The organism is Desulfovibrio sp. JY (assembly GCA_021730285.1).
GTDB lineage: Bacteria > Desulfobacterota > Desulfovibrionia > Desulfovibrionales > Desulfovibrionaceae > Solidesulfovibrio.
Genome location: CP082962.1, coordinates 143759 through 157315, shown reverse-complemented (window position 1 = coordinate 157315; position 13557 = coordinate 143759). Strand labels below are relative to the sequence as shown.

At 58.3% G+C, this 13557-nt stretch carries 14 protein-coding genes and 1 pseudogene; 5 read left to right on the top strand and 10 right to left on the bottom strand.

Annotation, left to right across the window (positions count from 1 at the left end; translation table 11 throughout):
* Positions 1 to 90: 90 nt before the first annotated feature.
* The 5 genes and pseudogenes from K9F62_00635 to K9F62_00615 form a co-directional block, all read right to left on the bottom strand.
* Entirely contained in the window at positions 91 to 360 is a 270-nt protein-coding gene (locus K9F62_00635) for a hypothetical protein (protein ID UJX43283.1), read from the bottom strand.
* A gap of 358 nt (positions 361 to 718) precedes the next feature.
* Positions 719 to 1633, bottom strand: a pseudogene (locus K9F62_00630) (relaxase/mobilization nuclease domain-containing protein).
* The gene (gene mobC, locus K9F62_00625; GenBank protein ID UJX41243.1) at positions 1624 to 2007 is read right to left on the bottom strand and encodes a plasmid mobilization relaxosome protein MobC; all 384 of its coding nucleotides are present in this window, start codon (positions 2005 to 2007) and stop codon (positions 1624 to 1626) included. The pseudogene K9F62_00630 and the gene mobC overlap by 10 nt, the downstream one beginning before the upstream one ends.
* Before the next feature lie 204 nt (positions 2008 to 2211).
* Positions 2212 to 3615: a DUF3987 domain-containing protein gene (locus K9F62_00620; GenBank protein ID UJX41242.1), complete on the bottom strand. Its 1404-nt coding sequence runs from the start codon at positions 3613 to 3615 to the stop codon at positions 2212 to 2214.
* Positions 3612 to 3899 carry a transcriptional regulator gene (locus K9F62_00615; protein ID UJX41241.1) on the bottom strand — a complete coding sequence of 96 codons (288 nt, stop codon included), beginning with the start codon at positions 3897 to 3899 and terminating at the stop codon, positions 3612 to 3614. The genes K9F62_00620 and K9F62_00615 overlap by 4 nt, the downstream gene beginning before the upstream one ends.
* 414 nt (positions 3900 to 4313) lie before the next feature.
* Between K9F62_00615 and K9F62_00610 the strand changes: the two genes are divergently transcribed.
* The gene (locus K9F62_00610) at positions 4314 to 4616 is read left to right on the top strand and encodes a type II toxin-antitoxin system MqsR family toxin (protein ID UJX41240.1); all 303 of its coding nucleotides are present in this window, start codon (positions 4314 to 4316) and stop codon (positions 4614 to 4616) included.
* Between the two features lies 1 nt (position 4617).
* Positions 4618 to 5040 (top strand): type II toxin-antitoxin system MqsA family antitoxin, encoded by a 423-nt coding sequence (locus tag K9F62_00605; protein ID UJX41239.1) that lies wholly within the window; start codon positions 4618 to 4620, stop codon positions 5038 to 5040.
* A gap of 94 nt (positions 5041 to 5134) precedes the next feature.
* Here the strand turns inward: K9F62_00605 and K9F62_00600 are convergent, their stop codons facing one another.
* Genes K9F62_00600 through K9F62_00590 form a run of 3 tightly spaced genes read right to left on the bottom strand, consistent with a single transcriptional unit; the run spans position 5135 to position 8333 of the window.
* Positions 5135 to 6094, bottom strand: coding sequence for an HlyD family secretion protein (locus tag K9F62_00600; protein UJX41238.1), 960 nt, complete (start codon positions 6092 to 6094; stop codon positions 5135 to 5137).
* Positions 6094 to 6309: a DUF1656 domain-containing protein gene (locus tag K9F62_00595; GenBank protein ID UJX41237.1), complete on the bottom strand. Its 216-nt coding sequence runs from the start codon at positions 6307 to 6309 to the stop codon at positions 6094 to 6096. Before K9F62_00595 ends, K9F62_00600 begins: the two co-directional genes overlap by 1 nt.
* Entirely contained in the window at positions 6306 to 8333 is a 2028-nt protein-coding gene (locus K9F62_00590; GenBank protein UJX41236.1) for an FUSC family protein, read from the bottom strand. The genes K9F62_00595 and K9F62_00590 overlap by 4 nt, the downstream gene beginning before the upstream one ends.
* A 175-nt stretch (positions 8334 to 8508) precedes the next feature.
* On the opposite strand from K9F62_00590, the gene K9F62_00585 reads away from it, so the two are divergent.
* From K9F62_00585 to K9F62_00575, 3 genes are all read left to right on the top strand, one after another.
* Positions 8509 to 9336 (top strand): helix-turn-helix transcriptional regulator, encoded by an 828-nt coding sequence (locus K9F62_00585; protein ID UJX41235.1) that lies wholly within the window; start codon positions 8509 to 8511, stop codon positions 9334 to 9336.
* 667 nt (positions 9337 to 10003) lie between these two features.
* Positions 10004 to 10966, top strand: a complete 963-nt coding sequence (wtpA, locus tag K9F62_00580) for a tungstate ABC transporter substrate-binding protein WtpA (protein ID UJX43089.1) — start codon at positions 10004 to 10006, stop codon at positions 10964 to 10966.
* A 541-nt stretch (positions 10967 to 11507) separates the two neighbouring features.
* Positions 11508 to 11852, top strand: a complete 345-nt coding sequence (locus K9F62_00575) for a hypothetical protein (GenBank protein ID UJX41234.1) — start codon at positions 11508 to 11510, stop codon at positions 11850 to 11852.
* 337 nt (positions 11853 to 12189) lie between these two features.
* Here the strand turns inward: K9F62_00575 and K9F62_00570 are convergent, their stop codons facing one another.
* Both K9F62_00570 and K9F62_00565 read right to left on the bottom strand, forming a co-directional pair.
* Positions 12190 to 13086: a transporter gene (locus K9F62_00570; GenBank protein UJX41233.1), complete on the bottom strand. Its 897-nt coding sequence runs from the start codon at positions 13084 to 13086 to the stop codon at positions 12190 to 12192.
* 173 nt (positions 13087 to 13259) lie between these two features.
* A complete protein-coding gene (locus tag K9F62_00565; GenBank protein UJX41232.1) occupies positions 13260 to 13547 on the bottom strand; it encodes a 4Fe-4S dicluster domain-containing protein in 288 nt (95 codons plus the stop codon).
* Between the last annotated feature and the right edge of the window lie 10 nt (positions 13548 to 13557).

Genomic DNA, 13557 nt, shown 5'->3' with positions numbered 1-13557 from the left:
TATTTTTATATAAAAATGATAATACTCTATGTATTGTTGTGTGTTAAAGATCAAAATTTTTTTCACTCTTCAAGTATATGTGAAGATTGTTTATTTTTCGCCCAGCATTACGTTCAAGTGAATTAATAGCGGCTCCAGCTCCGTGTACAGCTCGCTCAAGCGCTGCAATTGCTTCGTTAATTCTCGCTGCTTTGCTCTTAAATTCGAAGTCTGGTTTTGGATTTGATGCAAGGCCTGCGTGTGAGAAATCAGTTCCTGCTCCTGTCTGGATATAGTTTTTGCCTGTTCTCCCTGTGCTTGTCGTAGCTCCCGCTCCAAAACCGTCAGGGTATCTGTAAGGAGATGTTCGATTTCGGTCATAGTCTACTCCAGTTTCACGGCTTGCTGTTTGCCCACCGTCCAGCCTGTGTGGGCCGATGTCTTCGGTGGCAGGATGATGAACCGTCCCTCCTGATTCTCCAGGAGCCGCAATCCCCAGGTCCGCTTTTCCAGTTGGCCGGCGATGTTCTCCAGCTCGGCTTTGTTCGCATTGAGGCTCTGAATCTCGTCCTGCAAGGCCATGACCTTGTGTGTGAGCAGGGTCATCACGCCCCAGCCGCCCAAGGCGGTTCCCATCAACAGGGCCATGCTGAGGAGCAGGACTTGCAGCCATTTCCTGCCAAAGGCCCAGCTCAGGGTTTGGCAGCGTGAGGCGATGTTTTCTTCCAACGTCCCAAGCTTTTCCTGGATAGCGGCCTCGGTTGTACGTAGCGCGGCGGTCGATGACTGCCGCAAGCTCTCGCCCAAGGCGGTGAATTGTTGCCGGGTCAGGGCTTCGAGTTCCTGCCGGTCCTGTTCGGTCTTGGCCCGCATTCGCTCGGCCAGGGATGCCAGAGAGTTGCCAGTGTTCGGCATATATTCCTCCCTTGAGGCGAAGCTTTTCGCCGCTGGCAGGGTCTTTGACGGTGATGTAGTCCTTGCCCGCCCGGTTGATCTCCAGGTCTGCCTCCCGAAGCGCCGCAAGGAGCTCTGAACGGTTGGTGACCTGTCCCTCTTCGATCTTCATGAGCAGGTAGGCGTGTACGGCGTCCTTGGCCTCCGCGCGTTCGTCCTTGCCGGGTGTTTTGCCCCAGCGGATCAGGCGGGCTCTGTGCAAGTCCGCGTGTTCCGGCGTGCGCAGGCGGGTCCTGGCTGGATCGTCCGGTCTGGCCCAGCCCTCGCGGTGGTTGTGCAGGTCCCGGAATACGTCGAAGTGCTTTTGCCAGCCCGGCGGGCAGGGATTGAAGGCCTTGCCGCTTGAAAGCTCCACGCGGGGGATGACGAAATGGAGCTCATGATGCCCGGCATGGTGATGCCTCACCCAGAGGATATTGCGCTGGTCCGGCTCCAGACCGGCAAAGGCCACGGCCTCGAAGTCGTCCATGACGCGCGTTTCCTGCTTGGGCGTCACGACTTCGTCCGGATGCCAGGAAAGAACCCCGGCCGTGAACTTCCATTTGGTGTCCAGGGAGTCGATCAGGTCTCGGGTCAGCTCATGATCGCCGCGCAGCACCTCGGGCGGATGTTTGTCCCGGCCCGGGTAGTCCGGCCGCACCAGATAGCGCGTCGGCCCATCCCCGGGCCCCTGGCCGTGCGGGAAGACCTTCATGTACATGGCGTCTCCCTGGAGCTTTTTGACTCCATAGAGGAAAATGGTTCTTGCCGGTCACCCTCTCCAGGGTCAGCGTCTCGCTTGAGTGTCCTCTCGAAGCTTAAAAGGGCTGCCAACACGCGTATGGCCTCCGCTCGGCTTTTGTACGTGTTGGCCCACCTGGCCAGCTGATTCAGGTTCGCTCCAACCCGGGCGACCTGGCGGACGTGCTCCTTCTCCAAGGGCGTTTTGCGCAGGCGATAGTCCAGAGCGCGTTGGCGGATGAAATCCGTCACGGTCTGACCTTGAGCCTTCGCCTTGGCCGTGATCGTTTCCTTCTCCGTCGGGGTGACGCGAAGCTTGATCCAGGCCGTGCGGCTCTCAGTATTATTCCCCATGGAGTCAACCGCCTTTCGGCCTTTTGTCTCTGGCAGGGTTCGAAGGGCGGCACGCCCTCGCCAGCCCCGGCTGGGGGCACCGCGTCAGCGCGTGCCCACAACGGGTAGGCTGGCTCTGCGACATGCCGCCAGTGGGCGCGGATTCTTCTGAGCAACATACCTCTGGCGAAAAAAGCGAAATAAGCGAAAATAGCGAAATAAGGTTCATGCGAGAGTCCGCCTATTTTCGCTTAATTCGCATAATTCGCTTTTTTCGCTTAATTCGCGCAGGGACAGGATGATCTTGGGACGGCCTACGTTCTTCAGTTTGGTAATGGTGATGCGCTGTTGCGCTTCAAGCTGCTGCAGAAGGGGTTTGAGGCGGTCGCGGGGGACATGTCTGCTGAGGGCGTTGCTCAGCTCGGTCGCCGAGAGCGGGCCGGCCTTGAGCGCCTCCAGGATTTTATCCTCCAGCGGGTCTGTCGCCCGATCTCCGAAGATGTACAACGCCGAGTCCTGGGCATAGCGCCACATGGCAAGGGCCGCTTGCAAGTGGGGTTCCTCGATTTCCCCCCGGGCGTCCAAAAGGGCATAGAGGAGTGCCAGACGGAGGGTCTGGGCTTCGGCCCGGTTGATAATGCTCCCGGCCAAGCCTGTGTGCTCCTGGGAGAGCTCCGGGTAGATGTGCTTCCAGAGCTCCAAGGCATTCGCCGTCATGGTCATGACCCCGCGTTGCTGCGCCTGCCCCACGCGCCGCCAGAGCTCACGCTGCAAGGGCGCAAGCTCTGCGTCCGGCATCCGTGAAGGCAGGGCAACCAGTTTCGAGCGCCGGGCGCATATCCAGAGGAACCGGTTGCCGAAACCATTCACGGTCTGGACCTCGCCCAGGCACACGGCGAGCTCCTGCATGGTGATGTGGGTGATGATGCTGATGTGCGCGCCACTGACCAGCACGGGGTTGTTCTTGGTCAGCGGGGCGTAATCGCCTGAGTCCCAGAAGCAACGCATGCCCATGGAGACCGTATTGCCTTCGCACTTGGTGCAGGTAAGGGCGCTGGCAAACTCCTCGTCGATGATCACAAGCCTTTTGTCTCCCTTTTCGCGGAGTGGCTCGGCGGGATTCTGGCGTTGCTTCCGCTCCCGCTCCTCATCGCTTTCGTCGCGTACCTGATGGGCCAGCCCTTCTCCCGTGGAGAGCGGGCCGCCGCTTTCCCGGGCAGGCAAAGGGACGCCCCATGCCTTCAGGTCGGCGGGCAGGCAGTGTTCCCGTCCAAAAAGCTTCGTCACGGGATGTCGGGAGGTCCCTTTGCGGGCCTTGCTGGAATTGCCGCAGATGACGGCAAAGATTCGCGGCGGGTGGACGGTTTCGCCCACATAGATGTGCGGTCCTCGGTTGGGAGCGTAGCCGTAGACCTCCGCTCCGAAGCGCACCAACGCGGTGATGCAGACCGCCGCCGGGTCGGCTTCGCTGTCGCGTGTCGCCAACCGCACAAATTCGCCCAGGATGCCCGGACAAGCGTCAAACGAGAATTGGGGCCATTCCTTGAGGGTAAGGTCGTCTGGATCATCGATTGATGCACTGATGATCTTTGGCTGAGTCCGTGGCAGCCCCCGGATTGCGCCGTTCATTGCGCATCCCCATTTTTACGTTCTGATTTTCGCGGCCGTCCGCGCCGCTTGATGGGAAGCGTTGTGTGGTTGCGTTGAGCCCTTGCTTTTTCGTTGGCTCGGGTGGCCTTCTCATTGATCCATTCGTCAACGAACTTCACCGGCCAAGCCAGGCGGCGACCCAACTTTATAGGTTGCGGAACAGCGTCAAACTGCTTGCGCGCGAGGTGCCCGTAGATTGATGCTGGGGTTTTCCCAAGAATGATGGACATGTCTTCGATGTAGTGAAACAGTTTTTCGACCATGAGTGCTCCTTGTCAGCTGTGGAAGCTGTGAATGACTGTGTATAAGCATGAGTAGATGAATGGTGTCAACACGCGCAAGATTTGCGTAGCCTTATACTTCTTATGCTAGTTATGTCAGTGTACGGTGTATTTGTGTCATTAAGTGTCACTGTATGGCATTGAGGAAGGGCACCATCAAGCAGGGTGCTTGTCAGCCTGAAGGGGGAGGGAGGTTTTGAAGCTGTAAGGGGAGTCACCGCGCGAATGGCTGGCGTGCGCCTTTGAAGGCTCCAGTTTGGCGAGGTGGCTGGAACGGCTTACGCGCCAAGGTCGGGGAGTCATTTGGGTACGGTCGGGCGGTCGAGGGCGGAAAGCTCTGCCTGGGGCCTGAGCGCGTGGTCTTGACAGAAAGTACCTTTATGGTAATTTTTCTTCATGGAAAAGAGAAAACCGACATACGACCTGGGCTCTTTCCAGGATGCGGCGAGAAGAGGCGACATCGCCGTGACGAAAACCGCCGCCCAGGCTGCCCACCACCTCGGCTTCGATTACGACGGCATGATGTCGGTTGTTGAGAGCATGGAACGCAGGCACTTTTACAAGTCCATGACCGCCTATGCGGACAGCACGGCGTGGCAGGACGTATATCATGTGCCTTCAGTCGCTGGGATTTTATATGTAAAATTTATGGCTGGACGGATTTCGGCCTTTGATCTTCTCTCTTTCAAGGAGAAATAGAATGGAAGTCAATCCAGTGTGTCACGAGGACGGAACCGAAATGGTTCGTGACGTGAGGTCAGTGGAATTCTCCTACAAAGGGCAGACCATGACTGTTGCCATGCCCGGATGGTATTGCCCGAAATGCGGAGAAGGTCTCTATACTCGTGCGGACATGAAGGTGTCCGATCGGGCATTAAACGCCATGAAGGCGAAGTGTGAAGGCCTGTTGGATGGCCCGCAGATAAAGCGCATCCGGAAGAAACTCGGGCTGACGCAGGCGGCGGCAGGGGACCTCATCGGCGGCGGACCGAAAGCTTTTACCAAGTACGAGAAGGGGGACGCCCTGACCAGTCGGGCCGTGACCAATCTTTTGAAGGTGCTTGACGCCTTGCCTGACGCGTTAACCATCCTTCGGGAAAATCAGGACCGCCCTTCCTGCTGAATCTTTTGGTGCCCTGGGCCTCCAGAGTGCCCGGCGGACGAAGACCTCATCCGTTTTGGTGGCGGACGCCTATATGGAGCAACGCCGGAGCGGATTAATGAGGTTGCCCCATGGGCGAACGAATGAAATCAGTCCAGAGACTGGTTAATCGGGCCACCATCGTTTCCGTCTTTTGCTCGGACGCTGCACTGGCGTGATTGATTTCGACGGTCGCCGTCATGCCTGCCGCCAGTTCGATTCCTGGCGGCACCTGGTCGATATGGATATGGACCGGGATACGCTGGGCAAGTCGCACCCAACTAAATGTTGCTTCCACGTTTGGTAGGCCAAGATGGCCGGGCGTCTCATTGCTATTTTCGATGCCGCGTCCAATGCTTTCGACATGACCTGTTACAGGTTGATCAAAACCCATCAGCATGATCTGCACCGCGCTGCCACTGTGGATTTGCCGGACCTTCGTCTCTTCGAAGTACCCGGTGATCCAAAAGCTGGCCGCGTCGAGAACAGCGATTTTCGTCACGCCGGCTGTCGCGTAGTCGCCGGGACGCAGATTCAGATTGGTGACATAGCCATCGACCGGAGAGCGGATGGTGGCCCGGGTGAGATTGAGCTTGGCGAGATCGAGAGCCGCCAACGCACCCTGATAGGTGGCGGCGGCCACAGCTGCCGCTCCAGTCGCTTGCTGGATCTGTTCCGGGGTTATGACCCCCGGGATCTGACTGCGACGCCGCGCGGCCGCTTCTAGGACAATCATATCTTGACGCTTGGCGTCGACATCGGCCTTTGCGGACGCCACGGCGAGCCGGAACCGTTCAGGGTCGATCACATAGAGAATGTCGCCCCGATGGACATACTGATTGTCGATAACGGGCACGGTGCTGACTGTACCGGAGACTTCCGGCCCGACCTGTACGACGTGTGCGCTCACTCGACCGTCGCGGGTCCAGGGCTTCGTATCGTATCGCTCCCATGCTTGCAGAGCAACGAGAGAGGTGATTACGACAAGGCAAAGCGTCAGGGTGTAGCGGCCGAGCAGTGATAACGCATACTTCATTAGAATGATCCTCCAGTGTATGGTAGATGCTGCAAGAGAAGAGCATAGATGATGGCTAATGTGGCGAGTTCGACGATCGGCCGGTATGCGAATACGCGGCAGATGCCTGCGAAGTTGAGGAGGCGAATCACCACGACAGTGGCGACAAGCGCGATGATCGCGAGCACCAGCAGACCGGGGATGAAGACCCCTCCGATGTTGAGATCGACAATCATAAACTGTCTGCCTCCTTTGAGATGCCACTCGGAGCAATGGCGAACTGAAGATCGATGAGCAGGTCGAGCAACTGCGAGCGGTCCTGGATGGAACTGTCGACAATGAGCGCCAGCAGCATTTCGATGCGCCGGGCCAGTTCAATGGGCTCGACAGGTTTCGTCCGGCCCTTGGTGTCGAAGTGTGCGGCGATCGCCGAAAAAAGCTCGCGCGCCGTCTCGCCGATGTCGCCGCCGACGTGACGGACCGCACGACGGAGTTGACCAACAGCGTAGCCGACGCGGAGATGGTGCAACGGATCATCGAGCGCGTCCGAATAAGAATTCTTGGACAACCGCATCCTTGGGAGCAGCAGCGCCATCCGATCGACCATAAGGTTTGTCCAGTGCGCTGCAGTATTTCCCTTGCCGAGGGCGTGCCGACTGACATCCTTCCGGCTTGGCCGAAGCAATCGATTGATCGCCGCGTCGACCGGCACGGTTTGCAGCAGGGTCATGCTCACCAAGCCGAATGCAAGTGAGGCGAACAGTGCGATGATGGTGTTGAGAGACCCGGCGAAGTTGCCGGTGTAGGTGGTGCCCAGCCCCGCAAGGATCGGAATCGTGAGCGTGATGCCGAACCCCATGTTCATCGTCGGGAAACGCGCCTGGAGGGAACCCGCGAACAGGAATGCCGGCGCGAGCACCGCGACCAACACGGGGAAGTCCGTCACGCGGGGCAGAATAAGGAAACTGTAGGCAAGGCTCATCGCCACGCCGTAGACGGTGCCGACCGTATATTGGACGACGTGTGGTGCCGGTTCGTCGACAGTTCCGTACAAGGAGCAGCACACGCCGAGGACCGAGACGGCCATTGCGCCGTCCGGCCAGGCCGACCATATCCAGACGAGACAGCCGACCACGATGCCGACAGTGGCACCCAGCGCGGCCCGGGCGGCCTTCCAGTGGTCACGGTGATAGACATAACCGCTCACGCGGCCCGGCCATTGGTACGCGGCAGCACCGCGCGATCGACCGCCACGCGTGATGTTTCGTTCGAGCCGATCGCAGTCGTGAAGCAGTCCGAGCATCTCGGCGAGGTGGCGAACAAGGTTGGCGGCGAGCCTCTCGTCAGGCGTTGTGGCGTTCGCGGCGATACGTGTCCGGAGCGATCGTGCGCGGTCGATCAGTTGTATGGCAAGACCGTCTTTTTCGATCTTATCGCCGTCCCCGATCCACCGCTCAATCTCACGCAGCAATGCGGCCAGTTCGTCGGGCGCGGCGTGGTCTCCACTTTGGAGGGCCCTGACCCGGTCCTCGATCCCCGGAGCGAGCAGAAGCAGTCGCGCAAGCCGGGCATGGAGCAACCGCCGGTCCTTGGCGCGGGGTTTCGCAGATGCCGGATCATACGGCAGGTGTGTCGCGAGCCCCTGAAGGCCAAGCAGGTCCACTGCGAGCTTCTTGCATGCGTGATGGACCTGTTGTCTCGATCCTCCGAGAAGCGCTTCGCCTGCCAGCCGTCGCGCATCCCGCAACGTCGCCGAGAGTTTACCGAGGAACTGGCCCGTCATGCGCTTTGGCAGGACGAAACGATGCATGAGGATGGTGCAAAGGATTCCGAGCGAGATTTCCTGGACCCGCACCGACGCCGTCTCAAAGACCGCACCAGGGTTGAATACGCTGGGAAAGCCGATCAGGCTCGCGGTGTAGCCGGCGAGAACGAAGGCATAGGCTCGCGGTGTGCGGTCGAGCAGCGCGAAGTAGAGGCACAGACCGATCCAGCCCGCGATGGCCACACTGCATATGATCGGGTTGTTCACAAAATTCGGGACGATCGCCACCGTTGCCACGGCACCAGCCAGCGTCCCGGCGAGACGATAGACGCCGCGACCGAGCGACGCGCCGGCTGAGGGCTGCGAGACGAGATAGACGGTGAGGATGGCCCAATAAGGCTTGGGAAGCCCGATGCGTAGCGAAAGGTAGTAGGCCAGCATCGCTGCGGCGAAACTTTTCACCGAGAAGAACAACGCGTCCGCGTCCGCTTGCAAGGCAGGGCTCTGGAAGAGGCGAGTCCCCGTGTGCGCGAGGGTGGCCCAGGTTCTCGTCAACGCTCTCTTGGCAGGAAGTATGATGTTCACGCGAGGCATCATTTCCGCTTTTCATCTTCAAAGAAACTCGATATTTTGCCAATAAATACCTGAAAAATGCCAAACGAGGTCCTCGATGTCCGTCTCACTCTCGGCTGTCTCTGCCTTCGACCCCGATCTGACGGATCGGCCGGCGGTCGCCCGACAACTCGATTTTGCGGATCACGAGGCGGAGGTGCCGAGGCACGCGCATCGCAAGGGGCAGTTGATCCTCGCACTACATGGAGCGGTCACCTGCACCGCTGACAACGAAATCTGGATCGTTCCGCCCAATTGTGGAGTCTGGATACCGGGCGGAGTGCCGCATAGCGCCCGGGCGACCGAAAACGCTCGGCTCAACTATCTTTTCGTGGAGCCAGGGGCGGCAACCCTGCCTGAGGAGTGTTGCACGCTGTCCGTCTCCCCGATGGTTCAAGAAATCATCGACCGATTGGCCCGGGAAGGGGCGGACTACCCGCCGGACAGCCACGCCGCCCGATTGGCAAGGGTGGTCCTCGACGAGTTGGTTGAGATGCCGCGTGAAAGATTCAACCTCCCCATCTCGAACGATCCGAAAATCCGAGCGATAGCCGACGCCCTGGCGGCCAAACCGTCCGAGAGGGGGACATTGGGAGATTGGGCGAAGCGTGTCGCCATGAGCGAAAGGTCGCTCGCCCGCTTGATGGTCCGGGAGACGGGCTTGACGTTCGGGCGCTGGCGGCAGCAGTTGCGCCTTGTCGTCGCGCTTCGGGAACTGGCCAGCGGTGCGTCGGTGCAGAATGTGGCGGCCGAGTTGGGCTACGAGTCGGTCAACGCCTTTATCACCATGTTTAAGAATGCTCTTGGGAGCACGCCGGCACAATATTTTTCGCAACGCCGGGCAATGCCGCAAATGCTTCCCAAAGAGGATGGAGTCACAGGATGATTGCGGCAGAGGACTTTGACACGGCCAGAGATTTGTTTACGGCTGGCGGAAGCGTTGAGGGGGAAATTTTTGCTCCAATTTTGCTCCACTCGGTCTGGAAAAACGTGCATTTTCAAGAAAATTCATGATTACTCATCCCTTTGATTTTATTTGATTATTTATGGTAACGTATGGTAAAAATTGAATGATTTTCGAGACTTAAAATCCCTTGTTCTTCGGGACGTGCCGGTTCGATTCCGGCCTCGGGCACCAGGAAAAAGGAAGAGGTTGCGACGGTTGGTGATGACCGGACGCGACCTTATTTTTGGGGAGATAGTGTTGTTCCCCATCTGTCCACCAAATTTGGATTCTATGGCGTCAATCCCCGTGAAGAATGCCGAGGCCCGGAGTTCCACGGCAGGGGAAGCCTTTCTCATCCTGCCGAGTACTCCTTGCCTCCTTCCGCCCCATCGGGGCTTTTCGCCCGCAGAAGCGATGAAAGCGCGGTCCTCGACACTTTTCCAGCCCAGCAGCCCTCATGACGCGCCAAAAAGACGCTATGGGCCGGCAACCGCTGCCCTGATGTTGCCATGTCCCCTTGATGCAGGCATAAAGGAGGGCCTTGCAAACACTGAACACTGAAAAATGCGGAGACGCAACAAAGGAGCCCGTCATGTTTCGCGTACTGATGACACTGCTTGCCACAGGTGCTCTTGTGCTGCAGGCGCTGGGGGGGATTTGCTTGGCCGAACCATCCGGGAAACTCATCATCTTTCATGCCGGCTCGCTTTCCGTTCCCTTTGCGGCCATGGAAAAGGCCTTTGAAGCCAAATATCCCAAGGTGGATATCCAGCGGGAAGCCGGCGGCTCCACCAAAATGGCCCGGCTCATCTCCGAAGAGGGAAAACCGGCGGATATCATGGCCTCGGCCGACTACGTGGTCATCAACAAGAATCTCATTCCGAAGTTCGCCTCCTGGAACGCCCGGTTCGCCTCCAACCAGATGGTGCTTTGCTACACGGACAAGTCCAAGTTCGCCAAGGAAATCAATCAGGATAACTGGTATGAGATCCTGCAGCGCAAGGGCGTGGTCTGGGGGCATTCCGACCCCAATCTGGATCCCTGTGGCTATCGCAGCCTCATGGTGCTGCAGCTGGCTCAAATTTTTTATAAAAAGCCCGGTCTGTACGACAAACTCCTGGCCAACCGTCCCAATGAAAACGTGCGGCCCAAGTCCCCGGAACTCATTTCTCTGCTTGAGTCCGGCAATATGGACTACGCCTGGGAGTACCTGTCCGTAGCCGTACAGCATAAGCTTAAGTATCTCACCTTGGACAAGCACATCAATCTCAGCGATTATACCCTGAATTCCTTCTACAAGCAGGCCAAGGTGACGGTTTCCGGGCAAAAGCCGGGAGAAACCATCGAGCGTGTCGGTTCGTCCATTACCTATGGCATCACCATGCTGGACAAAGCTCCGAATAAGGAGGCCGCCGAGGCGTTTTTGCAATACCTGTTCGATCCCAAGGGCGGCCTGGAAGTGCTTCAATCCATGGGCCAGCCGCCGCTTGTTCCTGTAAGCGTACCGACCGAGCAAATGAAGAAGAGCATGCCCGCCGTGTTGCAGCCCTATGTCGCCGTCCAGCAATAACGACGTGTCGCCAACGGCTCCTTTGGGAGCGGCGGTACGGGAAACGTCGGCTAACCGCCGGCGTTTCCCGTCGATGCCGTTTTACGCCTGAATGCTGACTTTCTCAGCCCTGGTCCTGTTTTGCATCCTCGGTCCACCGGCCCATGCGGTCCTGTCCCGTGTTCTTCGGGACATACCGGTTCGACGCCGGCCTTGGCGCCCGCAAAGAGAGCGGTTGCGGCGGTCGGTGATGGCCGGACGTGACCTTTTATTCATCTTGGGGTATTTTGTATCGCCTTTTGGGCGACGCAAGATTACGTTGGGAACAAGAATTTTCCCGCGCAAACGAAAACCGGCCATCCCAGCCAAGTCCCGCACACCAGTTTTCCCACCCGACCGGAAATGATATCCGTTGCCATCCTCTAATTTGAAAGCGGGGAAGATGGGGCGGCATCCCGGTCTCCCTGTTTCCCGTTGGCCATGCCCCGGTGGAAGGGATTGATGATGGTGCCGTCAGCGCTGGAGGGCAAGGTTTGTGATATTGGGGCACCAAGGATTGACAATGGTAATGAGCAGACACGGAACACGTATTTTCATCGGCAAGGTCAGGCGTCTTTTTGCTGTGCATTTCCGCAAGGGCTATGTGGCCCGCCAACTGCGCGCCCGCCAAGGGGAATGCCACCAGTGCGGGACGTGCTGCCATTTTACCATCGCCTGCCCGATGCTGACAAAGGACCGTTTGTGCCGCGTGTACGGCAAATGCCGGCCCAAAGCCTGCCGGCTTTTTCCCCTCGACCAGAAGGACATCAACGACGTGGCCCGGTGCGGCGGCGTATGCGGCTATGGCTTTGCCGATACGGCCAGCGCCAAAAAGGCCGGACGCCGTTCCGGTGGGGGGAAGGCGTAAGGCGGCGCGCGATTCGGCACTGCTTTGCGCCTCATCCGGCACGTGCTCATGCGGCCTTGCGTTTGAAGTATGGCCGGCCTCGGGCAGCAGCCATTGCAATGGGCTGTCGCTTTTGCGACAGCCCATTTTGTGTTCGATGCTCCAATTTTCTGCCGTATGCTCCAAGGCTGCGGTGCGGCATGCGCGATGCGGCGTTCGAGGGCGGACGGGCTCGCCTCGGAGTCACGTCCGCGCCGCATTTGAGGCGTGCGCGGCGCGGCTGGGGGCCAGCGACGCCGTATCCTCGGCCGGTTTTCTCCAAGGGATCGGGCCGGGAAACACCGGCTGGGCAAAATCCCTAGAATCGTTTCGTCAGCGTCAGCGTGCCAATGCTGCCTTGCGAACTGTTTTGTCCGGAGAATTCCTTTATGAAGCGCAGGGAAACAGAAGTGGTGTACGCCGGGATGTCAAAGGCGACTTCCGGCCCGATGCCATAGATCGTCGTGCGATCATCCGTTGCACCGCTTCCGCTGTCGTCGGTCGTTTGCCATGAACAGTAGCCCGCGGCGCCGACCGTCATGGTCTTGTTGAAGGTTTTTCCGATACCCCACTCAAAATGAAAGTCATTGCCAGGGGTAATGTTTGTTTCGTTTTGCTCTGTGTTCACTTCGTACCGGGACAGAATGGATGCGCTCCAGGTCCTTTCCTGGTCGAAATAAACGGTCCCGCCTGCGGTGAACATCACCGTATAAAAGCCTTTGCCGGGACTTGCCGGATGATTCTTGCTGAAATAACCGGTCGGAATGTACAGGCCTGCTCCAATGGCGGCGTCATACCTGTCCCCATGCCAACTGAGAAGCAGGGGTTCAATCAGGATGTCGCCAAGGCCGAACATGTCCTCACTGGAGCGCGGGGAGGATTGCCCTGTCTTGAAGGAATTGTCGGTATACTGAAAAGGTACCACGGCATCGAAGAGGAGATTGCCGCCAAGCACCGAGATGTTCGATGAGTATATGAGACGCGTGACTTGGCAGAATACATTGAGCTTGAAGTCGTTGTTGACAATTTTATTGTTCTTGTCCCGGTACTCTGGAGCATTGTAATATACGGAATATTCTCTGACGTAAAAACCTTCAGGCGGCAATGTGGCCGCTTTTATCCCCTCGACGCCATTGACGTAGTGCCCGCTACTGGCAGACGCCAAACCGCAGGATAGAGCATATACCACAAGAAAAAGAGAACATGCCCGTTTCATAAATACCCCTCCAGTGTTTTTATGCAATAGGAACAAACCGTCTTCCGCTTCCCTCACGACAGGCTTGTTGCCGCAATGGTCTCTTGATCCGGCAGCGCTCCGACTTCGAAGCGAGACCCAAGGCTCCATGTGCGTGCAAGCTTTGCCGTCCGCCCCCATGCCGGCATGTCGGCTCAGCCTTCGCGGAAGGCGATGCCGAATCCGCCGTTCGGGTAATGCCATGTGAGCGCGTCGGGGCTGGCCAGGGCGCGGCAGGTGCCGCATTCCAGACAGGCCGCGAACAAAACGCCGATGGTGCCGTCCTCGTTTTCGGAATAGACGTGGGCAGGGCACACCCGGACCAGCAATTTCCCCGTGCCGGTCTTTCGGGCGATCTCCTGGTTGACTTCTATGTGCGACTGCTCGTCGACGACGTACGTGTTGCCCGCCAGACGTTGCGTGACATCTCCAAAGATCGTCATGTCCTTCCTC